The 21602-nt window shown below is 70.0% G+C and carries 23 protein-coding genes; 9 read left to right on the forward strand and 14 right to left on the reverse strand.

The genetic code is table 11. From position 1 onward, the window contains the following. Positions 1-11: 11 nt before the first annotated feature. Both G6N30_RS18115 and G6N30_RS18120 read right to left on the reverse strand, forming a co-directional pair. Positions 12-644 carry a PaaI family thioesterase gene (locus tag G6N30_RS18115; RefSeq protein WP_134057717.1) on the reverse strand — a complete coding sequence of 211 codons (633 nt, stop codon included), beginning with the start codon at positions 642-644 and terminating at the stop codon, positions 12-14. Continuing rightward, positions 641-1939 carry an adenylosuccinate synthase gene (locus tag G6N30_RS18120; RefSeq protein WP_134057719.1) on the reverse strand — a complete coding sequence of 433 codons (1299 nt, stop codon included), beginning with the start codon at positions 1937-1939 and terminating at the stop codon, positions 641-643. Before G6N30_RS18120 ends, G6N30_RS18115 begins: the two co-directional genes overlap by 4 nt. 70 nt (positions 1940-2009) lie before the next feature. Here G6N30_RS18120 and G6N30_RS18125 point away from each other — a divergent pair, with 70 nt between their 5' ends. From G6N30_RS18125 to G6N30_RS18135, 3 genes are read left to right on the forward strand one after another with little or no spacing between them, the layout of a single operon-like run. Further along, positions 2010-2618, forward strand: a complete 609-nt coding sequence (locus G6N30_RS18125; RefSeq protein WP_134057721.1) for a peptidase M50 — start codon at positions 2010-2012, stop codon at positions 2616-2618. Positions 2619-2637: 19 nt separating this feature from the next. Beyond that, positions 2638-3417 carry a site-2 protease family protein gene (locus G6N30_RS18130; protein ID WP_134057723.1) on the forward strand — a complete coding sequence of 260 codons (780 nt, stop codon included), beginning with the start codon at positions 2638-2640 and terminating at the stop codon, positions 3415-3417. Positions 3418-3470: 53 nt separating this feature from the next. Beyond that, entirely contained in the window at positions 3471-4373 is a 903-nt protein-coding gene (locus G6N30_RS18135; RefSeq protein ID WP_134057725.1) for a cation diffusion facilitator family transporter, read from the forward strand. A 43-nt stretch (positions 4374-4416) separates the two neighbouring features. Here the strand turns inward: G6N30_RS18135 and G6N30_RS18140 are convergent, their stop codons facing one another. After that, the gene (locus G6N30_RS18140; RefSeq protein ID WP_134057727.1) at positions 4417-4833 is read right to left on the reverse strand and encodes a DUF3151 domain-containing protein; all 417 of its coding nucleotides are present in this window, start codon (positions 4831-4833) and stop codon (positions 4417-4419) included. Positions 4834-4932: 99 nt separating this feature from the next. On the opposite strand from G6N30_RS18140, the gene G6N30_RS18145 reads away from it, so the two are divergent. Beyond that, positions 4933-5772, forward strand: coding sequence for an Rv0361 family membrane protein (locus tag G6N30_RS18145; protein ID WP_134057728.1), 840 nt, complete (start codon positions 4933-4935; stop codon positions 5770-5772). On the opposite strand, the gene fbaA is transcribed toward G6N30_RS18145, so the two are convergent. Continuing rightward, on the reverse strand, positions 5769-6806 hold the full coding sequence (gene fbaA / locus G6N30_RS18150) for a class II fructose-bisphosphate aldolase (RefSeq protein WP_134057730.1): 1038 nt from the start codon (positions 6804-6806) through the stop codon (positions 5769-5771). The genes G6N30_RS18145 and fbaA overlap by 4 nt on opposite strands. 30 nt (positions 6807-6836) lie before the next feature. Then, positions 6837-7850: an alcohol dehydrogenase catalytic domain-containing protein gene (locus G6N30_RS18155; protein ID WP_134057732.1), complete on the reverse strand. Its 1014-nt coding sequence runs from the start codon at positions 7848-7850 to the stop codon at positions 6837-6839. A gap of 87 nt (positions 7851-7937) precedes the next feature. Here G6N30_RS18155 and G6N30_RS18160 point away from each other — a divergent pair, with 87 nt between their 5' ends. Further along, entirely contained in the window at positions 7938-8633 is a 696-nt protein-coding gene (locus tag G6N30_RS18160) for a VTT domain-containing protein (RefSeq protein WP_134057734.1), read from the forward strand. Here G6N30_RS18160 and G6N30_RS18165 read toward each other — a convergent pair. Beyond that, positions 8630-9658, reverse strand: a complete 1029-nt coding sequence (locus tag G6N30_RS18165) for a nitronate monooxygenase (RefSeq protein WP_134057736.1) — start codon at positions 9656-9658, stop codon at positions 8630-8632. The genes G6N30_RS18160 and G6N30_RS18165 overlap by 4 nt on opposite strands. Before the next feature lie 100 nt (positions 9659-9758). Beyond that, positions 9759-10568: an MBL fold metallo-hydrolase gene (locus G6N30_RS18170; protein ID WP_134057738.1), complete on the reverse strand. Its 810-nt coding sequence runs from the start codon at positions 10566-10568 to the stop codon at positions 9759-9761. Between the two features lie 261 nt (positions 10569-10829). On the opposite strand from G6N30_RS18170, the gene G6N30_RS18175 reads away from it, so the two are divergent. Beyond that, the gene (locus G6N30_RS18175; protein ID WP_134057740.1) at positions 10830-11273 is read left to right on the forward strand and encodes a VOC family protein; all 444 of its coding nucleotides are present in this window, start codon (positions 10830-10832) and stop codon (positions 11271-11273) included. Between the two features lie 37 nt (positions 11274-11310). Continuing rightward, entirely contained in the window at positions 11311-12003 is a 693-nt protein-coding gene (locus tag G6N30_RS18180; protein ID WP_134057742.1) for an SDR family oxidoreductase, read from the forward strand. On the opposite strand, the gene G6N30_RS18185 is transcribed toward G6N30_RS18180, so the two are convergent. The 5 genes from G6N30_RS18185 to G6N30_RS18205 are packed head-to-tail and all read right to left on the reverse strand — an operon-like array spanning position 12000 to position 17966. After that, positions 12000-12911, reverse strand: a complete 912-nt coding sequence (locus G6N30_RS18185) for an LLM class F420-dependent oxidoreductase (RefSeq protein ID WP_134057744.1) — start codon at positions 12909-12911, stop codon at positions 12000-12002. The genes G6N30_RS18180 and G6N30_RS18185 overlap by 4 nt on opposite strands. Positions 12912-12940: 29 nt before the next feature. After that, positions 12941-13783: an alpha/beta fold hydrolase gene (locus G6N30_RS18190; protein ID WP_234880262.1), complete on the reverse strand. Its 843-nt coding sequence runs from the start codon at positions 13781-13783 to the stop codon at positions 12941-12943. 23 nt (positions 13784-13806) lie between these two features. Then, positions 13807-14952: an XdhC family protein gene (locus tag G6N30_RS18195; RefSeq protein WP_134057748.1), complete on the reverse strand. Its 1146-nt coding sequence runs from the start codon at positions 14950-14952 to the stop codon at positions 13807-13809. Positions 14953-14985: 33 nt separating this feature from the next. Beyond that, complete coding sequence (nhaA, locus tag G6N30_RS18200) at positions 14986-16836, reverse strand: Na+/H+ antiporter NhaA (RefSeq protein WP_134057750.1); 1851 nt, start codon at positions 16834-16836, stop codon at positions 14986-14988. Further along, positions 16833-17966, reverse strand: a complete 1134-nt coding sequence (locus tag G6N30_RS18205) for a glycoside hydrolase family 76 protein (RefSeq protein WP_134057752.1) — start codon at positions 17964-17966, stop codon at positions 16833-16835. Before G6N30_RS18205 ends, nhaA begins: the two co-directional genes overlap by 4 nt. A gap of 91 nt (positions 17967-18057) precedes the next feature. Between G6N30_RS18205 and G6N30_RS18210 the strand changes: the two genes are divergently transcribed. Continuing rightward, positions 18058-18600: a TetR/AcrR family transcriptional regulator gene (locus tag G6N30_RS18210; RefSeq protein WP_166674614.1), complete on the forward strand. Its 543-nt coding sequence runs from the start codon at positions 18058-18060 to the stop codon at positions 18598-18600. Further along, complete coding sequence (locus G6N30_RS18215; protein WP_134057756.1) at positions 18597-20174, forward strand: MFS transporter; 1578 nt, start codon at positions 18597-18599, stop codon at positions 20172-20174. Before G6N30_RS18210 ends, G6N30_RS18215 begins: the two co-directional genes overlap by 4 nt. Here the strand turns inward: G6N30_RS18215 and G6N30_RS18220 are convergent. Together G6N30_RS18220 and G6N30_RS18225 are read right to left on the reverse strand one after the other, a co-directional pair. Then, on the reverse strand, positions 20067-20711 hold the full coding sequence (locus tag G6N30_RS18220) for a TrmH family RNA methyltransferase (RefSeq protein WP_134057758.1): 645 nt from the start codon (positions 20709-20711) through the stop codon (positions 20067-20069). The genes G6N30_RS18215 and G6N30_RS18220 overlap by 108 nt on opposite strands. Then, on the reverse strand, positions 20708-21601 hold the full coding sequence (locus G6N30_RS18225) for a hypothetical protein (protein WP_134057760.1): 894 nt from the start codon (positions 21599-21601) through the stop codon (positions 20708-20710). The genes G6N30_RS18220 and G6N30_RS18225 overlap by 4 nt, the downstream gene beginning before the upstream one ends. Position 21602: the final 1 nt, after the last annotated feature.

Genomic DNA, 21602 nt, shown 5'->3' on the forward strand with positions numbered 1-21602 from the left:
CGCGCGGGGCGTCACGGCTGGCCGGGCAGCAGTCTGATCATCAGGCCGTTCGCCTCGGCCAACAGGTTCTCGTCGGCATCCCGCAGTTCGGCGTTGACGAACGCCTTGCGCCCCTCGGCTTCACGCACCCACCCGCGCACGGTGAGCGGGACGTCGATGGGGGTGATCTTGCGGTAGTCGACGTGCAGGAAACCGGTGCGGCTGATCGGCCGGCCGGTGGCGTGGATGACCATGCCGAACGTCGAATCGAACATCAGCGGCAACACACCGCCGTGCACCGCGTAGTTGCCGCCGACGTGGTAGCGGCTGAACTGCACGGTCAGCTCGACGCCGTCGGAGTCGAACTTGGTGACGTGGTAGGGCGGCATGAGCAGGCTGCCCGCGCCGGGCAGGGACGGCACCCGGTTGGCCGGCCCGACACCTTCGGCGGCCTCGGTCGGGCCGAGCAGCCCCACCAGTTCCTCGACGAGATCGGCTGCGCGATCCCATGTTTCGCTGTCCGGGTCCGCGGAAACCGCCAGATCCTGGGCGCGGCGCATCGCGGAGAGGAACCGTCCGAAACCCGGTCCGGGCGTGGCGGGCTGGAAGTTCGGGAACCCGCCGTGGCGGTCGTATTCAGGATCTTCGAGATGCGGGTCGGTCACCGACCGGCCGCCAGCACGTCGCGGCGCACGATCGTCTGATCGCGCCCCGGGCCGACACCGATACACGAAACATGGGCTCCGGCAAGCTCTTCGAGCCGCAATACGTAGTCGCGCGCCTTGGCGGGCAGATCGTCGAACTCCCGCGCCCCGGAGATGTCCTCCCACCAGCCCGGCAGTTCCTCGTAGATCGGTTCGGCCCGCGCGATGTCGCTCTGCGTCATCGGCATGTCGTCGGTGCGCTTGCCGTCCACCGTGTAGCCGACGCACACCGGCACCGTCTCGAGGCTGGAGAGCACGTCGAGTTTGGTCAGGAAGTAGTCGGTGATGCCGTTGACCCGGGTCGCGTACCGCGCGATCACCGCGTCGAACCAGCCGCAGCGGCGGGCGCGTCCGGTGGTCACCCCGACCTCCCCGCCGGTCTTCGCCAAGTAGGCGCCGTACTCGTCGAACAGTTCGGTGGGGAACGGGCCGGAGCCGACGCGGGTGGTGTAGGCCTTGAGGATGCCCAGCACCGTGGTGATGCGGGTGGGCCCGATGCCCGAACCGACCGCCGCACCGCCCGCGGTGGGGTTGGACGACGTCACGAACGGATAGGTGCCGTGGTCGACGTCGAGCAGCGTGCCTTGCGAACCCTCCAGCAGTACCGTCTCGCCGCGTTCGAGGGCGGAATTGAGCAGCAGTCGGGCGTCGGCGATGCGGTGCTTGAACCCCTCCGCCTGCTCCAGCAGGTTGTCGACCACCTCGGCGGCGTCGAGCGCCTTGCGGTTGTAGATCTTGACCAGCACCTGGTTCTTGAACTCCAGCGCGGCCTCGATCTTCTCGGCCAGCTGCACCGGGTCGAGCACGTCGGCGACGCGGATGCCGATGCGCGCGATCTTGTCCTGGTAGCAGGGACCGATACCGCGGCCGGTGGTGCCGATCTTCTTGCTGCCCGCCCAGCGCTCGACGACCTTGTCGATCGCCACGTGGTACGGCATGAGCAGGTGGGCGTCGGCGGAGATCAGCAGGCGTTCGGTGTCGACGCCGCGGTCCTCCAGGCCCCTGAGCTCGGTGAGCAGCACCCCGGGGTCGACGACGACGCCGTTGCCGATCACGTTGGTGACGCCGGGGGTGAGGATCCCCGACGGAATGAGGTGCAGGGCGAAATTCTCGCCTGTGGGCAGCACGACGGTGTGACCGGCGTTGTTGCCGCCCTGGTATCGCACGACCCACTGCACGCGGCCACCGAGTAGATCGGTGGCCTTTCCTTTGCCCTCGTCGCCCCATTGGGCGCCGATGAGCACGATTGCCGGCATGGCTTAATCTCCCGCTTGATGTGGTGCAGCCGGTGACACACCCTATCCCAGCAGGTCGGGAGGAGCTGTTTTGAGTGCCAGTGAGGGTGCCGCGGAGGTCGTCGTCCTCCGGTTCGGCGAGCGCCGCGTACCGCGCGGTCTCCGCGGGCTGGACGTTGTCGACGTGGCGGGATCCGCGGATGTGGACGCCGCCTCGGCCGGTGCGCGGCGGCTCGTCGTGGTGGGCGGCGGCGCCGATGTCGCCACGGTCCTGACCAGGCTGATGCGCACCGAACGCCTCGGCGTCGAGCTGGCCGCCGCGACGGGGTTCCTGTCGGCCCGCACGGCGCTGAGCGGCGTGGCGCGGCGGGTGCCGCTCATCCGCGACGACGCAGGCATGGCGATCGTCGGGTCCGCCGAGTGGCGGGGGTCGCCGCTGGTCGGAGAGGGCGTCGTCGACGACACGACGCTGTTCACCGGGGAGGTCGCCGGCGTGCGGATCGAACCGACGTCGGAGATGCCGGGCCTGCGGGCGGCGGTGCTCTCCCGCCGGGGCCGCCCGGGCCGCTGGGTGGCGGGGCGGGCCGCACAGCTGGGGACGACAGGCGCGCGCGTGGTCCGCGACGGGGTCGACGGCGCCCGCGAGGTCAAGCGGTCGACGTTCTACCGGCACATCGAAGGCTGGCTGCGGGTGGGCTGAGGGCCGGTAACGTCGAATCGTGAGCATCCGCCCGCTGCGCCAGTCGGTGCGGCCGAGCCCTGTCTTCCTCGCGGTCCTGGCGATCACCGCCGCCGGCGGCGCCCTGGCGTGGATCGCCGCGGACACGGTCCGGCCGCTGGCCTACGCCGGCGTGTTCGTCTTCGTCATCGCGGGCTGGCTGGTGTCGCTGTCGCTGCACGAGTTCGGGCACGCGTTCACCGCGTGGCGGTTCGGCGACCGCGACGTCGAGATGCGCGGCTACCTGACGCTCAACCCGCTGAAGTACTCCCACCCGATGTTGTCGCTCGGGCTGCCGGTGCTGTTCATCGCGCTCGGCGGTATCGGACTGCCCGGCGGGGCCGTCTATCTGCGGACCTCGTGGATGACGGCGCGGCAGAAGACGCTGATCAGCCTGGCCGGACCGACGGCGAACCTGGTGCTGGCGGTGCTGCTGCTGGGCTTGACGCGGCTGCTCTACGACCCGGCCCGCGGCGTGTTCTGGGCGGCGGTGGCGTTCCTCGGGTTCCTACAGGTGACCGCGTTCGTGCTGAACATGCTGCCGATCCCCGGACTGGACGGGTACAACGCGCTCGAGCCGCATCTGAGCCCCGATACGCAGCGGGCGCTGCAGCCCGTCAAACAGTGGGGCTTCTTCATCCTGCTGATCCTGCTGCTGGCACCGGCGCTCAACCAGTGGTTCTTCGGCGCCGTGTACTGGCTGACCGAGCTGTCGGGGGTGCCGAGCGCGCTGGTGTCGATCGGCGGTCAGCTGACCCGCTTCTGGTCGGCCTGGCTGTAGCTGTCCCGGCGGGACTCTTGCGATATATGCGACTTTACGCATAGATTGCTGGCATGGGCGCGGGACACGATCACCACCACGGGGCCGACACCCGCGTCAGCCGGATGCTGATCGCCGCGGCGATACTCACCGCGTTCTTCGCCCTCGAACTCGCGACGGCGCTGTGGATCAACTCGATCGCCCTACTCGCCGACGCCGGACACATGCTGACCGACCTCGTGGCGATGTTCATGGGGCTGACGGCGGTGCTGCTCGCCCGGCGCGGCAGCGCCTCGGCGGCCAGGACGTACGGCTGGCACCGCGCGGAGGTGTTCACCGCGGTGGCGAACGCGGCGCTGCTGCTCGCGATGGCGGCGTTCATCCTCTACGAGGCGATCGAGCGGCTCGGTGACGCACCGGAGATCCCCGGCGTCCCGATGATCGTGGTGGCGCTGGCCGGGTTGGCCGCCAACGCCGTCGTCGTCCTGCTGCTGCGCTCACATTCGAAGGACAGCCTCGCGGTCAAGGGCGCCTACATGGAGGTCGTCGCCGATACGGTCGGCAGCGTCGGTGTGCTGATCGCGGGCATCGTGACGGTCACGACGCGATGGCCGTACGCCGACGTGGTGGTGGCGGTGTTCGTCGCGCTGTGGGTGCTACCGCGGGCGATCTCGCTGGCGCGGGCGGCGCTGCGGATTCTGTCGGAGTCGTCGCCGACGCACATCGACGTCGACGAGCTGCGGACAGCGCTGTGCGCGGTCGACGGCGTGACCGAGGTGCACGATCTGCACGTGTGGACACTGGTCCCGGGCAAGGACGTCGTCACCGCGCATCTGACGTCGGAGCGGGATTCGGCTCGGGTGCTCGACGACGCCCGCGCGGTGCTGGCCGCCCGCGGGTTGGACCACGCGACGGTGCAGGTGGAGCCACCGTCGGGCGCGTCGGACTGCAGCAGCTGTGAGAAGAACGACTGGTAGGTCGAGCCGTCCCGCGCGAATACTCGATCTCGGCGAGCAGACTTCAGCTCAGACCGAGTTCCGCCCGCGCCGAGGGGTCGCAGTCGTCGAGCAGGTCGAGGCACCGCTGGTATTCGTCGGTCTCACCGATCGTGTCCGCCGCGCGGGCCAGTGCGGCCACGCACCGCAGGAAACCGCGGTTGGGCTCATGCCGGTAGGGCACCGGCCCGAAGCCCTTCCACCCGTTGCGGCGCAACTGGTCGAGTCCGCGGTGGTAGCCGGTGCGGGCGTAGGCATACGCGGTGATGGCTTTGTCGTCGGCCAGCGCGTCCTCGGCAAGCGCCGCCCACGCCACCGACGCCGACGGATGAGCGGCCGCGACGATCGCCGGGTTCTCGTCGGCGTCCAGTTCCGCTTCCGCCTCGGGATCTCCCGGAAGCAGTACCGGGTCCGGTCCGAGAAGATCACCCATCCGCGTCATGGAACACATTGTGCCGTGCTCGTCGCGGCGTGCGCTCATCGGCTCGGTTCGCTCGATAAGCTCCATCGGTAGCGTCGTTGGAGGAGGAACGCAGCAGGGATGTCGAACCCACGAGGGCCCCAACAGGGCGACGAGCCGGCCGTGCCGTCGGCAGCGGGTGGTCCCGGTGAGCAGACCGGTCCGGACGACGAGACCCGGCCGTCGCCGTCCGCCGACCACGAACCCGCCACCGAGATCATCGCGTCGCAGACACCGGACCGGCAGCCGCCCGAACCGGCCGACGCCGAGCGTCGCTTCACCGCACCGTCGAGCTTCGACGCGGGATCCACCCAGAAGATCGACCCCCCGCCGGACCCCGCCACCGAGGTGTTCCCGCGGTCGGAGGCCGGCCACGGCGGATCAGCCACCGACCCGTTCGCCGCGCAGAAGGCCGCAGGGCCCCAGGTCATCCCGCCGCGCGGAGACGCGCCGCGCCCGCCGCAGCAGCAGCAGGGCCGGCGCAGCTGGGGCTGGGTGGTGGCCGTCGTCCTGGTGATCGCGGCGCTGGTGGCCATCGCGATCCTCGGCACCATCCTGCTGACCCGCGGATCCGGGTCGGCGTCCTCGCAGGAGGACCAGGTCCGGGCGACGATCGAGCAGTTCGACGTCGCCATCCAGAACGGCGACCTGGCCACCCTGCGGGGCATCACCTGCGGCGCCAAACGCGACAGCTACGTCAACTACGACGACAAGGCGTGGGAGGAGACCCACAAGCGGGTTGCGGCGGCCAAGCAGTACCCGGTGGTCGCCAGCATCGACCAGATCGTCGTGAACGGCGACCACGCCGAGGCCAACGTCACCGCGTTCATGGCCTACGCCCCGCAGACCCGCTCGACCCGCAGCTTCGACCTCGAGTTCCGCGACGACCAGTGGAAGATCTGCCAGGCCCCGTCGCCCTAACCCGCGGTGACCGAGCGGCCCTCGCTGTGGAGGTCCCGGCAGGCCTCGATGACGCGTTCGCTCATCCCCGCCTCGGCTTTCTTCAGATAGCTGCGCGGGTCGTAGACCTTCTTGTTGCCCACCTCGCCGTCGATCTTGAGCACACCGTCGTAGTTGGTGAACATGTGCGCGGCGATCGGGCGGGTGAACGCGTACTGGGTGTCGGTGTCGACGTTCATCTTGACCACGCCGTAGCGGAGCGAATCCTCGATCTCCGACTTCAACGAGCCGGAACCGCCGTGGAACACGAAGTCGAAAGGTTGTGCGTCCGACGCCAATCCGAGCTTCGCGGCGGCCACCTTCTGCCCCTCGGCCAGCACCTCCGGCTTGAGTTTGACGTTGCCCGGCTTGTACACCCCGTGCACGTTGCCGAACGTCGCGGCCAGCAGGTACCGCCCGTGTTCGCCGGTACCGAGCGCGTCGACGGTCTTCTCGAAGTCATCGGCGGTGGTGTACAGCTTGTCGTTGATCTCCGACTCGACGCCGTCCTCCTCGCCGCCGACGACGCCGATCTCGACCTCCAGCACGATCTTGGCTGCCGCGGCCTGCTTGAGCAGTTCCTGTGCGATCGTGAGGTTTTCGTCGATCGGGACGGCCGATCCGTCCCACATGTGCGACTGGAACAGCGGATTGCCCCCGGCGGCCACCCGCTCGGCGGAGATCGCCAGCAGCGGGCGCACGTAGGTGTCGAGTTTGCCCTTCGGACAGTGGTCGGTGTGCAGGGCGACGGTGATCGGGTACTTCGCGGCGATCACATGGGCGAACTCGGCCAGCGCGACGGCACCGGTCACCATGTCCTTGACCCCGAGGCCGGACGCGAATTCCGCTCCGCCGGTGGAGAACTGGATGATGCCGTCGCTGCCGGCGTCGGCGAACCCCTTGATCGCGGCGTTGACGCTCTCCGACGACGTGCAGTTGATGGCGGGGAAGGCGAACGAGTGCTGCTTGGCGCGGTCCAGCATCTCGGCGTAGACCTCGGGCGTGGCGATCGGCATACCAGGAAGTATCCCCCTATCGCCGCATGATCACATCGTGAGGACCATGCGGTACCGCGCGCGGCCCTCGTCCATCGCGGCGTAGGCCTCGGCGGCCTCGGCCAGCGGCCGCTCCTCGATCTGCGCCCGCACCCCGGACAGCACGGCGAAGTGCATCGTCTCCTCGACGTCACGCGAAGTGCCCGAGGGGTGTCCGGTCACCGACAGGCCCGCGTTGATCAGGTCCAGCGGGCTGATCGGCAGCTGCTCGGGGGTGACGCCGACGGTGATCAGCTCGCCCTGCGGGCCGAGGCCGCCGATGGTCTGACCCATCGCGGCCGAGCTGGCCGCCGTCGCCAGCACCACCGCGGCCCCGCCGAGCTTCTGCAGCTCCGAGGCGACGTCCCCGGCGGTGGAGTCGATGTAGTGGTGGGCGCCCAGCGCTCGGGCGTCCTCCTCCTTGGCCGCGCCACGGGCGATCGCGACAGTCTCGAAGCCCATCGCCCGCGCGAACTGCACGCCGAGGTGGCCCAGCCCGCCGATGCCGAGGACCGCCACCAGGTCACCGGCGCGCGCCCTGGTCTGCCGAAGGCCGTTGAAGGTGGTGACGCCGGCGCAGCCCATCGGTGCGGCCTCGACGAACGAAAGCTCCTCGGGGATCCGGGCGGGCGCCGTGGCGGGCACGGTGACCGTTTCGGCGTAGCCGCCGGGATAGTGCCAGCTGGGCACCTGCATGTTCACGCACTGCATGAAGAGCCCTCGGCGGCACGGGATGCACGTGTTGCAGTTCCCGCCGAACCAGCCGACGGCCACCCGGTCGCCGACCGAGAACTGGTCGACGCCGTCACCGACCTCGGCGACCGTGCCCGCGATCTCGTGCCCCAGCGTGATCGGCCAGTTCAGGCCGGGGAAACCGCCGTTGACGAAGCCGTGGTCGGTTCCGCACACGCCGCACGCGGCGACGTCGATGCGCAGGTGGCCGGGCGGCGGCGCGGGTGTCTCGACGTCCACGAGGGTCAACGGCTCTCCCGCGGCGGCGACATGGATGGCTCTGTGCGTGGACATGATGTGGACACTAGTGAGGGCAGCCCGGCGCCGTTGGGTGAATGCGCACCGGCTAGCTGCCATTTTCGGCCGGTATCTTGGGTACCCATGACGACCACCCATCTGGCCCTCATGCCCGACTTCCTGGATCCGATGACTCTGCTCGGCTACTTCGGGACCTGGGCGCTGGTGGGCCTGCTGGTCGTGATCTTCGTCGAATCCGGGGTGCTGTTCCCGATCCTGCCCGGTGACTCGCTGCTGTTCGTGGCGGGCATGCTGGCCGCCGGGACGGCCGCGGTGGCCGACGAGGGCGGCGAGACGATCAACTTCCAGCTGTGGCAGCTGCTGGTGTTCATCCCGATCGCAGCGATCCTGGGTGGGCAGGTCGGATACTGGATCGGGCGGAATCTGGGGACGGCGATGTTCAAGCCGGACGCCCGCTTCCTCAAGCAGAAGTACCTCGACGAGGCGCACCTGTTCTTCGAGACGCGCGGCCCGTTCGCGATCGTGATCGCCCGGTTCGTGCCGATCGTTCGTACGCTGGCACCGCTGACCGCCGGTGCCGCCCGGATGAGCTATCCGGTGTTCGCGCTGTACAACATCCTCGGCGCGGTCGTGTGGGGCATCGGGCTCACACTGCTGGGCTACACGCTCGGCCAGTTCGAGATCATCCAGAAGCTGCTGGAGCCGATCTTCATCGCCATCGTGCTGGCCTCGGTCGCGCCGATGTTCATCGAGTACTACAAGCGTCGCCGCGCCGCCAAGCGGGCGGGGATCGCCGCGCCGCCGATCGATCCGGCCTAAACCTCCCCCGCCAAATCGGTCAGGATCGTCGCCGTCGGCTTCTCGGCGGCGTGCCGGTAGCCGGTGCCCGCCCACAGGTGGACGACGTCCGCGTCACCCGCGGCGGCCGCCGCCTTGCGCAGCGGACTCGTCAGGTGGTGGAGGGCGGGATAGCCCAACGGCGCCGACGGCTCGTACCGGTCGATGAACCGGTTGCGCAGTCCGCGCGCCGGGCGTCCGGTGAAGGCGCGGGTGAGGACGGTCTCGGTACGCGACGGATTGTTCAGCGCGGCCTTGTGGGTGGCCGACGCGCCGCTCTCGTCGGCGCGCAGCAGCACCGTCCCGACCGCGGCCGCCGAGGCGCCGGCACGCAGCACCGCGGCGACGTCGCCGGCGGTGCCCAGCCCGCCGGCGGCGATCACGGGCAGCGCGACGGCGGCGGTGACCTGCGCGACCAGATCGGTGAGCGCCAGCGGCGCGGGCATCCGGTCGGGTGTGAAGGTGCCCGAGTGCCCCCCGGCGACCGCGGCCTGCACGGCCAGCATGTCGACACCCGCGGACGCGGCGGCTTCGGCTTCCCGGGCCGACGTGACGGTCTGTACGACGGTGGTGCCGGCCTGCTGCAGTGCCCGGATGACGTCACCTGCCGGCAGCCCGAACGTGAAGCTCACGACGGGCACCGGGTCTGAGCGGAGCAGGTCGATCTTCGCGTCGAACGCATCGTCGTCGTCGCGGGGCTCCGCGGGCAGGGTGAGACCGTACCGGTCGGCCTCGGCGCGGATCAGGTCCGCGTACCGGCGGTAGGCCGCGGCGTCGATGGGCACCGGGTTCGGGGCGAAGACGTTGACACCGAACGGAACTGGCGCGGCGCGCACAGCGGTGATCTCGGCCTGCAGGGCTTCGGGGGTCTTGTAGCCCGCGGCGAGCAGTCCGAGACTTCCGGCCTCCGCGGCGGCGATCACCATCGCGGTGGTCGTGGCGCCGCCCGCCATCGGCGCGGCGATCACGGGCAGGCGTACGCCCAGTTCGGTCAGTGGTGTTGTCATCGGTGCTCCTCGATCTGGGTGTCGCTCCGTGGAACCGATTCTGTGTGCGCAGACATCCGGCCGAGTAGGACCGATTCCCTCGTTACTGGGAGGCGCAAGCTCACAGCAACGACCAGAATCCTGCGCCGCTCGAGACGATGCGGTCCGCGATGCCCGCCTCGTCGAATGCGGTCCGCACGTCGGAGAAGTCCTCGCTGTAGATCGACCATCCCGCGATATGGGCGATCACGACACGGGAAACCCCAAGCGCCGCAGCGACGTCCGCAGCCCGGGGCCCGGTCAGCGTCAGCGGGCGGCCCTGATTCTTGGTGGGCAGCCGAGACGCGCCCGCGAAGAGCACGGCGACGTCGATGTCCGGGAATCGCCGTGCGATTTCCACGACGGGGGCCAGCGACGCGTTGTCGCCGCTGACGTACACCGTCGGCAGGCCCGCTGCCCGCAGCACGAAGCCCGTCACCTCAGCGTTGACATGCCCGGAGGCGTCCCGGGTTCCGTCGAGTGGACCGTGGACGGCGGGTGCCGCGGTGACGGTGATGCGCCCGGCGCCGTCCGCACGTGCCACTTCGGTGCTGTCCCAGGTCGGCAGGCCCAGCGCGGGTGCGCCGAGGCGGGTCGCGGCGCCGGGCCCCGTCACGATCAACGGAACCGCGGTGGTCGCCCACTGCCGGCCGGCGACATCGAGGTTGTCGTGGTGGTCGTCGTGACTGAGCAGCACCGCGTCGACCGGTCCGAGGCCGGCTGCCGGCACCGCAGGCGGCTCCAGCTTGGCCATGTTGCCGAAGTCGCGTGGTTCGTCGAACGTCGGATCGGTCACGAAACGTGTTCCACCGTAATCGATCACCACGGTGGGACCGCCGACGACGCCGACGGCGAAGGTGTGCCGCGTGGGGTCGATGGGGACGGCGTCCATGCGCGCTACTCCTCGCCGAGGAGGTAGGCCGGCGACAGCCGGGTCGTGCGGATCTTGTTCGGCTTCTGCCGGACCTGTCATGTGCGCGCTCCGCTCCTCGAGGGCTGCCTGGGACAGTACCGACGACGGGCCTCGACGGGGCCGGGAATGAACCCTGTCACCGCCGACGTTCATCCGGACACGCCGGTACGATCCGGCTGACACAGTCCGAACCGCGACTTCTGTGCCACGGCTCGAACCCACAGAAATGTAGGAGCCGTCATGGATCTGAAACTCGAAGTCATCGTGGTACCCGTCTCGGACGCCGACAAGGCCAAGGACTTCTATGAGGCACTGGGGTGGCGACTGGACGCCGATTTCCCTGTGGCAGAGGGGTATCGGGTCATCCAGGTGACCCCACCCGGGTCGTCCGCCTCGGTCATCTTCGGTGACGGTGTCACGACGGCCACGCCGGGCTCCACGCAGGGCCTGTACCTGGTCGTCACCGACATCGAAGCGGCCCGCACGGAGCTCGCCGAGCGAGGCGTCGAGGTGAGCGAGGTCTTCCACGACGTCACCGGTGTGTTCAACCACGCGGGGACGGCGGCGCGCGTGCCGGGACCGGATCCCGAACGCCGCAGCTACGCGTCGTACGCGTCGTTCCACGACCCGGACGGGAACGAGTGGATTCTGCAAGAGGTCACCGACCGCCTGCCCGGGCGCTGATCGCTGAAACCGTTGCGACGCAGAAGGAGAGAGCATCATGAACACTGAGAACGTCGTCGCCCTGGTGACCGGTGCCAACCGCGGATTGGGTCGGCGGTTCGCTGAACAACTCGTCGCCCGCGGCGCCAAGGTCTACGCCGGCGCCCGCCGCCCCGAGACCGTCGACCTGCCCGCGGTGATACCCGTACAGCTCGACATCACCGATCCCGAATCGATCCGGCGCGCTGCCGAATTGGCCTCCGACGTCACCGTCGTCATCAACAACGCCGGGGTCTCCACCCGCTCCACGCTGCTCGACGGCGCGCTCGACGACATCCGCCTCGAGATGGAGACGCACTACTTCGGCACCCTGCAGGTGATCCGCGCGTTCGCGCCGATCATCGAACGCAACGGTGCTTCATCGGGAGGCGGAGCGATCCTCAACGTGCTGTCGGTGCTGTCGTGGGCGCATCCGCCGACCAGCGGTGCGTACGCCGCCGCCAAGGCCGCCGGTTGGGCGCTGACCGATGCGGTGCGAACGGAGTTGGCGCCGAAGGGTATTCACGTCGCAGCACTGCACGTCGGTTACATGGACACCGACATGGTGCCCTACGTACCCGCCGACCAGAAGACCGACCCGGGTGTGGTGGCCAAGCTCGCACTCGACGGTCTGTTCGCCGGCGAGAACGAGATCCTGGGCGACGCGCTGACGCGCACCGTCAAGGCGCAGCTGTCGGCCCCGCCGCGCTAGCCCTTGAGCCCCAGCGCCTCGGCGAGCTCGCGCAGCGCCGGCCGTGGATCGGCCATCGGATTGTCACCGAGCACCTGCACCACCACGTGGTCGGCGCCGGCGTCGAGATGGGCGGTGACCGACGCGGCGGCCTGCTCGACCGAGCCCATGCCGACGACACCGCGTGCCAACCGGTCCGAACCGCCACGCACCAGATCGGATTCGTCGAATCCCTGGCGCAGCCACGAGTTCCGGTAGTTCGGCAGCCCGCTGTAGACGTCGAGGTGCTGGTGGGCGCGGCGCAGCTGGTCGGCATCGTCGCCGCCGGTCGCGACGGCCTGCTCGGAGACGATCCACTTGTCCGGCCCGAGGATCTCGCGCGTGGTGCGCGTCTGCTCCGGCGTGACGAGGTACGGGTGGGCGCCGTCGGCGTGGGTGCCGGACAGCTCGATCATCTTCGGGCCGAGCGCGGCGAGCAGCCGGACCGGCCGCGGCGCGCCGGGTTCGATGGCTTCGGACACCGCGGCCATCTTCTCGAGGTAGGTGCGCATCGTCGCCAGCGGCTTGGCGTAGGTGCCGCCCATCGCGTGTTCGACCAGCGGGGCATGGCTGACCCCGAGCCCGAGGACGAAGCGGTTCGGGTGCAGCGCGTTGAGCGTGCGCCCACCGGTCTCGGCGGCCGACGGCAGCCGGATGTGGATGTTGGCGATGCCGGTGCCGACCACCAGCCGGTCGGTGGCCGCCAGGAATGCCGCCGACTGCGTCAGGCACTCCTTGCCCGTCACCTCGGGGATGAACAGCGAACCGAAGCCGAGCGCCTCGATCTCCCGCGCCACGTCCTGCGCATCGGTGATCGACCAGGTCTCGCTGGCCCACCACACACCGATACGGGCGGGGAATTCGATGCTGGGCTTTCCGGAATCCGTCACCGCCTCAACCTAACCCGACCTCGCCAGCCTCAGGCGGTCGGGTGGGCGGCGAACCAGTCCAGAAGCAGACCCGCGAGCTCGTCGGGGCGCTCCTCGGGAATCCAGTGCGACGCGCCCGACATGATCTCGAACCGGTACTCCCCCGACACGTATCGCTCGGTGTCGTAGGCGCCTTTGGCCAGCAGCGCGGGATCGTCGTCACTCCACACGAACATCGTCGGCACCGTGATCTTGCCGCCGGTGGCGCGCGGATCCATCAGCGGCATGGCCCGGTACCAGTTCAGGCCGGCGGTCAGCGCACCCGGTTCCTGCATCGCGGAGATGTCGCGTTCGGCGAGCGCCGGGGTCTGCCGCATCCGGGTCAGCGACGCCTTCGCCACCCCGCCGCCGCGGCTCATCAGCAGCCGCTCCGGCAGCCAGGGCAGCTGGAAGAAGTACATGTACCAGGACGCGAGCCCCTGCCTGCTGGTCGGAATGGCCTTGAGGAACGCCGCGGGGTGCGGTACCGACACCGGCGTCACCGTGGCCAGCCGCTCGGGCATCTCCGCGGCGACGCCCCACGCGACCGCGGCGCCCCAGTCGTGGCCCACGAGGTGGACACGTTCGGCGCCGCTCGCGTCGATCAGCGCGCCGACGTCGGCGATCAGTTCGGGCAGCCGGTAGTCGCGGCGCCGCTGCGGCCGCGCGCCCGGCGAGTACCCCCGCTGGTTGGGCGCCAGGCAGCGGTACCCCTGGGCGGTGAGCCGCTCGATGATCGCGTCCCAGCTGGTGTTGCGCTGCGGGAACCCGTGCAGCAGTACGACGACCGGCCCATCGGGCGGGCCGGCATCGCGGACGTCGAACACCAGGTCATCGCGCCGGTACTGATCCATACCGCTCAGCATGGCATCTCGGGTCAGTTCACGGAACTGCTGTGCTCGTCCTGTTCATGGTGGATGCGTCCGCCGACGTCGCCGAGCGGACGCCCGGTGCCGCCCCACCGGCGGGCGATGATCTCCGCGGCGATCGACACCGCGGTCTCCTCCGGGGTGCGCGCCCCGAGGTCCAGGCCGATCGGGCTGGCCAGCCTGGCGAGTTCCTCGTCGGTCAGCCCGGCCTCGCGCAACCGCTGCAGCCGGTCGTCATGGGTGCGGCGGGATCCCATGGCCCCGATGTAGCCGACCTCGGGCAGCCGCAGTGCCACTTCGAGCAGCGGGACGTCGAACTTCGGGTCGTGGGTCAGCACGCAGATGACGGTGCGACCGTCGAGGGCGCCCGCCTCGGCCTGGGCGGCCAGGTAGCGGTTCGGCCATTCGACGACGACCTCGTCGGCGGTCGGGAACCGCGCGGCCGTCGCGAACACCGGCCGGGCGTCGCACACCGTGACCCGGTAGCCGAGCAGCGAACCCTGCCGGGCGACCGCGGCGGCGAAGTCGATGGCGCCGAACACCAGCATCCGCGGCCTCGGCGCGTGCGCGGCGACGAACACCTCCATGCCCTCACCGCGGCGTTCCCCGTCGGGGCCGTAGGTCAGCACCTCGCTGCGGCCGGTCGCCAGCAGTCCCCGCGCGTCGTCGGTCACGGCCGCGTCGGCGCGCGGCGAACCGAGGCTCCCCGACACCTCCTCGGTGCGCACCACGATCCGCCGGCCCACCCATGCGGTGTCGGGGTGCGTGATCACGGTGGCAACCGCGACTGGGCGGTGCTCGTCGATGTCGGCGGCCACGTCGGCCAGTTCGGGGAACGTCCGCCGCGAGACCGGTTCGACGAAGACGTCGAGGATGCCGCCGCACGTGAGCCCGACGGCGAACGCGTCGTCGTCACTGACGCCGTAGCGCTCCAGCCGCGCGACACCGTCGGCGATCACCTCGTTGCCCAGTTCGTAGACGGCGCCTTCGACGCAGCCGCCGGACACCGAACCGCTGGCGGCGCCGTCCGGGCTCACCACCATCGCGGCGCCCGGCGGCCGCGGGGCAGACCGGAAGGTGCGCACCACCGTGGCCAAGGCCGCAGTGCCTCCGGCACGCCAGATCGTCACGAGATCGGCCAGCACATCCCTCACGTCCACCAACCTAGGCGTGTTCTGAGCGAACGCTCAGCGCGGGGGTCTGCCGGCCTCGAGGGCACGGATCAGGCTGGCGGCGTCCCACGGTCCCTTGTGCCGTGTGCCGTTGACGAAGAACGTGGGTGTGGAGTTGAGGTCCATCACCTCGGCGTCCTGCGCATCGTCCTGCACCCGGTGCAGCACCTTCGAGGCGTGCACCCGCACGTCCTGGTCGAACTGCTCGATGTCGAGTCCGATCGCGACGGCGTAGCGGTACATGTCCGACCACTCCAGGTCGTCCTGGTGTCCGAACAGTTGACGGGCCATGTCGAAGAACTTGCCCTGCCGGGCGGCGCCCTCACTGGCCCGCGCGGCGTCGAAGGCACGCGGGTGCGCGCGTTCGAGTGGGAAGTGGCGCCACACGTAGAGCAGGTCGTCGCCGAAGTGGGCGCGGACCTCGTCGATGGCGCCGGTGGCCCGGCCGCAGAACGGGCATTCGAAGTCGCCGTACTCGACGAGGACCAGCGGTGCGTTCGGATCACCCCGGATGTGGTCGCGATGTGGATCGACCGGCCGCACCAGGTGCAGGCCGACGGGATCCGGCGGGCTCACCCAGTCGGTGATCCGGAACAGCGCCCAGCCCAACGTGAATGCGAGCACCGAGGCGATCAGCACGCCGACGCGCGCCTCGTCCTGGCGGGCCGGGTCGTCGATGGCGAGCTCGACGATGAAAAGCGAGATGGTGAATCCGATTCCGGACAGCACCGCTCCCCCGGCCACCCGCCGCAGCGAAAGCCCGGGGGCGAGCTGTCCCCAGCCGGTGGCGCGCATCAGCGCGGTGGCCGCGGTGATGCCGACGAACTTGCCGAGCACCAGGCCGGCGACGATGCCCCACGTCAGCGTCGAGGTCATCGCCGCCGTCATGGTGTCCTCGTCGAGGTGCACCCCCGCGTTGGCCAACGCGAAAATCGGCAGCACCCCGAACGACACGTAAGGCCCGACGGTGGTCTGCAGCCGCTCGTTGATCGAGATCGACTCGCGCAGACCGCGGGTCACCGCGCGGGCGTAGTGCGGGTTGGGTGACTGGCGGAAGGCGCGCACCAGGTCGACGGTCTGCTCGACCTGCCGGCGCTCCGGGGTGAACACCGGGATGAGCACGGCCACCGCCACACCGGCCAGCGTCGGGTGCACGTGTGCCAGATACAGCGCGATCCACAGCGCGAAACCCAGGACGGCGTAAGCGGGTCCGCGCAGGGCGGGCAGCCTGCGCACCAGGCTCAGCGCGACGATGAGCACCACGGCGACGGCCAGCGGGGTGACCTGCAGGTCGTCGGTGTAGAACAGCGCGATCGCGCCGAGCGCGCCGACGTCGTCGACCACCGCCAGCGTCAGCAGGAAGATCCGCAGGCGCGCCGGGAATTTCGGCTTGATCACCGCGAGCGCGCCGACCAGGAACGCGGTGTCGGTGGAGATCACCACACCCCAGGCCTGCGCGTTCTCCCCGGAGGGGTTGAACACGAGGAAGATGACAGCGGGTGCGATGAGCCCGGCGATCGCCGCCACCACCGGCACCGCCGCCCGCGACCGGTCGGTCAGTTCGCCGATCACGAACTCGCTCTTGACCTCCAAGCCGACGATGAAGAAGAAGAACGCCATCAGACCGTCGTTGACGAGGTGCTTGACCGACAGCTCGGCGCGGTACTCACCGAAGCTCACCGCGACGTGGGTGTCCCAGAACGTCGAATAGGTCTCCGCCCAAGGCGAATTCGCCCACAGCACGGCCAGCACGGTGAACGTGAGCAGCAGGGCGGCGGCGCGGTTGTCCGTCGACCGCGGGGTCTTCGGGTCCCGGTTGAGCCGACTGGGCAGCGAGCCGATGGTGCGGGTGGACGTTTCGGTCACGTTCCGGTGGATCCCTCGTCGGACGGCTGATCGCCGCTCACGGTGTGCGCGGCCTCCATGAGCATCCATCCCGAGAGCTGCACGGACAGATCGCGTTCCGGGATCTCCGAGGCGTTGACGGCGCCCTCGACGGACTGGGCCTGTCGCCCGAGCGCGGTGGGCAGCTCGGCGGTGCGCTCCCAGAAGGCGGCGAACAGCGGGAGCCCATCGACGGTCTGCCGGTTGTCCCACGCCGCCTCGGCGGAGGTGAGCACGAGCCGGCGCGCGATGTCGCGGGCCGCCGTGTCCTCGGGGGTGCGTTCGGGCAATGTGGTCGCGACCAAGGCGAGGTAACGCGCGAGGATGCCGTGGAACAGGCCGCCGTCGCCGCCGCCCGCGCCCTTGAGGATGCCGTCGGGCGCCATGTGCGCGGCGACGGCGCCGACCAGCCGGCACACCCGCATGGCGTGTTCGTCGTCGCCGGTGCGTACGGCCAGCTCGGTCTCCAGGCCGAGGACCACGCCCTGGCAGTAGGTGTACTGCGCGCGCACCAGTGACCCGGCCTTGATGCCGTCGAAGACCAGCTGGGTCTCCGGATCGATGAGCACCTCGTCGATCCAGTCGGCCATCTGCTGGGCGCGCCGTAACCGGTCGTCATAACGGGCGAGGAAGATGCCTGCCGGACCGTTGGCGGGGGCGTTGAAAAATTGGTCCTGCTTGCGCCACGGGATGCCGCCGCCGTCCTCGGGCACCCAGGCGTTGACGAACTGATCGCACAGGGTGCGTTCGGCGCGCGGTTGCGCCACACCCGCCAGCCGGTCGGCACGTTCCAGGGCGAGCGCCAGCCAGGCCATGTCGTCGTAGTAGTCGTTGACCCACCGGCCGACGTTGCGCAGGCGGTGCGCGCGGATCTGGCGGGCGATGCGCTGCCTGCGGTCCGGATTGGGATCCCGCAGCTGCGCGTCGACCAGGCAGTCCAGCAGGTGGGCCTGCCACCAGTGGTGCCAGGTCTTGAACCGCTTGTGCGGTGCGGCCGCCGGCCAGGCCACCACGCCGAGCTGGGTGCCGGGCAGTCCCCAGAGGCGTCGCAGATGCCGTTGGGTGATCGCCGCTTCGGCGCTGGCCGCACGATTGGCCCACAGCTGATCCATGGGTCGATCCTGCCTCACCCGCCGCGCCTCGGAAACCGGTCCGGATCAGCAGCATGAGACATTAATGTCTCAAATGAGATACTCTCGCTTCATGGCAACCGATCGAGAGGCACTGCTGCGTGCCGCGGCGGACTTCCTCGGCCGCCGCCCGAACGCCACGCAGGACGAGATCGCGGCGGCCGTCGGGGTCAGCCGGGCCACCCTGCACCGGCACTTCGCGGGTAAGCCCGCGTTGATGGCCGCCCTCGACGAGCTGGCGATGTCGGAGATGCGGGCGGCGGTCGCATCCGCGCGGCTGCCCGAGGATTCGGCGTCCGAGGCGCTGAGCCGGCTCGTCGCCGCGTGCAGGCCCGTGTCGCCGTATCTGGCGCTGCTCTACAGCCAGAGCCAGGAACTCGACGCCGACCAGTCGATCGACGGCTGGACCGAAATCGACGCCGCGATCACCGCGTTGTTCGAACGCGGCCAGCGCACCGGCGAGTTCCGCCCCGACCTGACCGCGGCGTGGCTGACCGAGGCGCTGTACAGCCTCGTCGGCGGCGCCGGCTGGTGCATCCAGGTCGGCCGCGCGGCGAGCCGGGACTTCGAACGCATGATCACCGAACTGCTTCTGAGCGGAGTACAGAACTCATGACCCGTCGCTGGCTCGCGCTCGGCGTCCTCACCCTCGCGGTCCTCCTCATCGGGATCGACGGCACGGTGCTGGCGCTGGCGACGCCGTTCATCAGCAGCGACCTCCACACCTCGGGCACCGAGCTGCTGTGGATCGGCGACATCTACTCGTTCGTGCTCGCCAGCCTGCTCATCACGATGGGCAGCCTCGGCGACCGCATCGGCCATCGCAGGCTGCTGCTCTGTGGTGCAACGCTTTTCGCGGCGGTGTCCGTCGTCACCGCGTACGCGCCCACCGCCGAGGCACTGATCGGCGCGCGCGCGTTGCTGGGTGTGGCAGGTGCGACGCTGGCGCCGGCCACCCTGGCGTTGATCCGCGGTATCTTCGCCGACGCCCGGCAGCGCAGCCTGGCCGTCGGCGTGTGGGCGTCGGCGTTCTCGGCCGGCGCCGCGCTCGGCCCGGTGGTGGGCGGCGTACTGCTCGAACACTTCTGGTGGGGTTCGGTGTTCCTGATCAACGTGCCGGTGATGGTGGTGTTGCTGATCGGCGGGTTGACGTTGCTGCCCGAGCACCGCAATCCCGAACCCGGGCCATGGGATCTGCCCAGCGTCGGGTTGTCGATGGCCGGCATCCTCAGCGTGGTCTACGCGATCAAGGAGACCGCGGCGCACGGCCCGCAGCTCACCGCGGCGGCGGCCGCCCTCGTCGGCGCCTCGGCATTGACGATGTTCGTGCGCAGGCAGCTGCGGCTGCCCAGTCCGCTGATCGACGTCCGGCTGTTCGCGAACCGCGCGTTCTCCGGGGTGGTCGGCGCGAATCTGCTGTCGGTGCTGGGCCTTTCGGGGCTGGTGTTCTTCCTGTCCCAGTACTTCCAGTTGGTGCAGGGCTACAGTCCGCTGGGCGCCGGGCTGGCCGAACTGCCCGCGGCGCTCACCGCCACCGTGTTCGGTGTGCTCGCCGGCTTCGCGGTGCGCCGCTGGACCCAGCGCGCCGTCCTGACGACGGGCCTGGCCATGGTCGGCGTCGCGATGGCCACGCTCACCACGATCCATCCGCACACTCCCTACCCACAGCTGGGCTTCTCGCTGTTCGTCGTCGGCGTCGGACTCGGGCTGGCGTTCACCGTCGCCAGCGACGTCATCCTGGCGAGCGTTCCGCGGGAACGCGCTGGTGCGGCCGCCGCCGTCTCCGAGACCGCCTACGAGCTCGGGATGGCGCTGGGCATCGCGGTCATCGGGTCCATCGTGACCGGGGTGTACCGCACCCTGGCCCTGCCACCGAACCTGCCGTCGGGCATCGCCGCGCAGGCGCGTGACTCGCTGGCGGCGGCACGTGACGTCGCGGACACGCTGCCGGCCGACCAGGCCGGAATGCTGCTCGACGCGGCGCGCGAATCCTTCAGCAGCGGACTGGCGATCGCCTCGGGTGTGGGTGCGGCGCTGATGCTCAGCGCAGCGATCACGGTGTGGCTGCTGCTGCGCGACCGGCTACCAGGCTCTACTGAGGTCGGCGTGCTGGACGATCCAGGCGTGCATGGCGATCCCGGCGGCGACCGCTGCGTTGATGCTGCGTGTCGAGCCGAACGCGGCAATTGAGACCGTAAGTCGCGCACCGGTTTTCGCGTCGTCGGTGATCCCGGGACCCTCTTGCCCGAAGATCATCAGGCAGTCGCGCGGAAGCGCGGTGCGTTCCAGCGGCACCGCACCGGGCACGTTGTCGACCGCGACGGCGGTCAGCCCCGCGGCCGCGGCGAAGTCCAGCAGTTCGGCGGTGCTGTCGTGGTGGCGCAACCGCTGGTAGCGGTCGGTGACCATGGCGCCCCGGCGATTCCACCGGCGCCGGCCCACGATGTGCACGGTGTCCACCGCAAAGGCGTTGGCGGTGCGGACCACCGCCCCGATGTTGGCGTCGTTGCCGAAATTCTCGATCGCGATGTGCAGCGGGTGTCTGCGCCGGTCGATGTCGGCGATGATCGCCTCGCGCGTCCAGTAGCGGTAGGCGTCCACCACGTTGCGGGTGTCGCCGGTGCGCAACAGCTCCGGGTCGTAGCGGGGATCGTCGGGCAGCTCACCGGGCCAGGGCCCCACCCCGGGACCCTCACCCCATTCGGTGGGGCCCGGCGCATCCGTCATTCCAGCGTCCACAGCGCGGCGTGGGTGCCGATCACCGACACCGACGCGTACAGCAGCGCACTGTTGATCTCACCCTGGGTGCACAGTGAGGCGCGCATCGCGACCGCCTCGCGGGACGCGTCGGGCAGTACCAGCACCGATGCCCCGTATGCCGAGCATGCGTAGCTCAGTCCCTTACCGGGCAGGGAGGGTGCGGCGACGACCATCAGCGGGCCGCCGCGCCGCGTGGAGTCCTCGCGGTAGCGGCTCGCCAGGCCGTCGATGTCGAGGCCGAGCAGCATGTAGCCGTTGCCCGTGAACGCCTCCGGGTCACCCAGCGCGCTCTGGTTGAGCTGGGCGCCGTCGGCACGAAACGCCTCGAGGCTGGTGGACTTGAGCGTCAGACCGGTCTCGGTGTCGGTGGTGGGCAGCAGACCGACGGGGAACGCCGCGGCGTAGGCGACGGTGGTGCCGGGCATCCGGTCCTGCGGTGAGTACACGTAGACGCCGCGCACCTGGCTCTGGTCGCGCTGCGGGCCCAGACACACCGTGCCGCTGAGCCGGTCGGGACTCGGGGCCGCGAGCGGCGTGACGGTGAGCGCGTCGATGTTCTGGCAGCCGCCGAGCCCGTTCGTCTCGATCGGATGGACGAGCGCGCCGTACAGGCCGAATCGCAGCGACTCGGGTGCGACCGGCTCGCCGTCGCCCGAATGCGCGGCGTCCACGTCGACCAGGACGTGCTCGGCTTCGAAGCGCACGTTGGACACCGAGATGTTCCAGCCCGAGACTTGTAGTGACTCCCCGACTTTCGCGGTCGGCGCCGCGTACGTGTCCGAGGGGGCCGCTTCCTCCGAGCAGCCCGAGACCGCGACGAGCAGAACCGTCACGACGACGGCGAACAGTGCCCGCACC

Source organism: Mycolicibacterium litorale (assembly GCF_010731695.1).
GTDB classification, from domain to species: Bacteria; Actinomycetota; Actinomycetes; order Mycobacteriales; family Mycobacteriaceae; genus Mycobacterium; species Mycobacterium litorale.

What these genes read in the sequence shown, in the direction of transcription:
- G6N30_RS18120 (WP_134057719.1), bottom strand. Translation starts at nt 1,939, where the DNA reads ATGCCGGCAATCGTGCTCATCGGCGCCCAATGGGGCGACGAGGGCAAA.
- G6N30_RS18135 (WP_134057725.1), top strand. Translation starts at nt 3,471, where the DNA reads ATGGGCGCGGGACACGATCACCACCACGGGGCCGACACCCGCGTCAGC.
- G6N30_RS18140 (WP_134057727.1), bottom strand. Translation starts at nt 4,833, where the DNA reads ATGACGCGGATGGGTGATCTTCTCGGACCGGACCCGGTACTGCTTCCG.
- G6N30_RS18145 (WP_134057728.1), top strand. Translation starts at nt 4,933, where the DNA reads ATGTCGAACCCACGAGGGCCCCAACAGGGCGACGAGCCGGCCGTGCCG.
- fbaA (WP_134057730.1), bottom strand. Translation starts at nt 6,806, where the DNA reads ATGCCGATCGCCACGCCCGAGGTCTACGCCGAGATGCTGGACCGCGCC.
- G6N30_RS18155 (WP_134057732.1), bottom strand. Translation starts at nt 7,850, where the DNA reads ATGTCCACGCACAGAGCCATCCATGTCGCCGCCGCGGGAGAGCCGTTG.
- G6N30_RS18160 (WP_134057734.1), top strand. Translation starts at nt 7,938, where the DNA reads ATGACGACCACCCATCTGGCCCTCATGCCCGACTTCCTGGATCCGATG.
- G6N30_RS18165 (WP_134057736.1), bottom strand. Translation starts at nt 9,658, where the DNA reads ATGACAACACCACTGACCGAACTGGGCGTACGCCTGCCCGTGATCGCC.
- G6N30_RS18170 (WP_134057738.1), bottom strand. Translation starts at nt 10,568, where the DNA reads ATGGACGCCGTCCCCATCGACCCCACGCGGCACACCTTCGCCGTCGGC.
- G6N30_RS18175 (WP_134057740.1), top strand. Translation starts at nt 10,830, where the DNA reads ATGGATCTGAAACTCGAAGTCATCGTGGTACCCGTCTCGGACGCCGAC.
- G6N30_RS18180 (WP_134057742.1), top strand. Translation starts at nt 11,311, where the DNA reads ATGAACACTGAGAACGTCGTCGCCCTGGTGACCGGTGCCAACCGCGGA.
- G6N30_RS18190 (WP_234880262.1), bottom strand. Translation starts at nt 13,783, where the DNA reads ATGGATCAGTACCGGCGCGATGACCTGGTGTTCGACGTCCGCGATGCC.
- G6N30_RS18205 (WP_134057752.1), bottom strand. Translation starts at nt 17,966, where the DNA reads ATGGATCAGCTGTGGGCCAATCGTGCGGCCAGCGCCGAAGCGGCGATC.
- G6N30_RS18210 (WP_166674614.1), top strand. Translation starts at nt 18,058, where the DNA reads ATGGCAACCGATCGAGAGGCACTGCTGCGTGCCGCGGCGGACTTCCTC.
- G6N30_RS18215 (WP_134057756.1), top strand. Translation starts at nt 18,597, where the DNA reads ATGACCCGTCGCTGGCTCGCGCTCGGCGTCCTCACCCTCGCGGTCCTC.
- G6N30_RS18220 (WP_134057758.1), bottom strand. Translation starts at nt 20,711, where the DNA reads ATGACGGATGCGCCGGGCCCCACCGAATGGGGTGAGGGTCCCGGGGTG.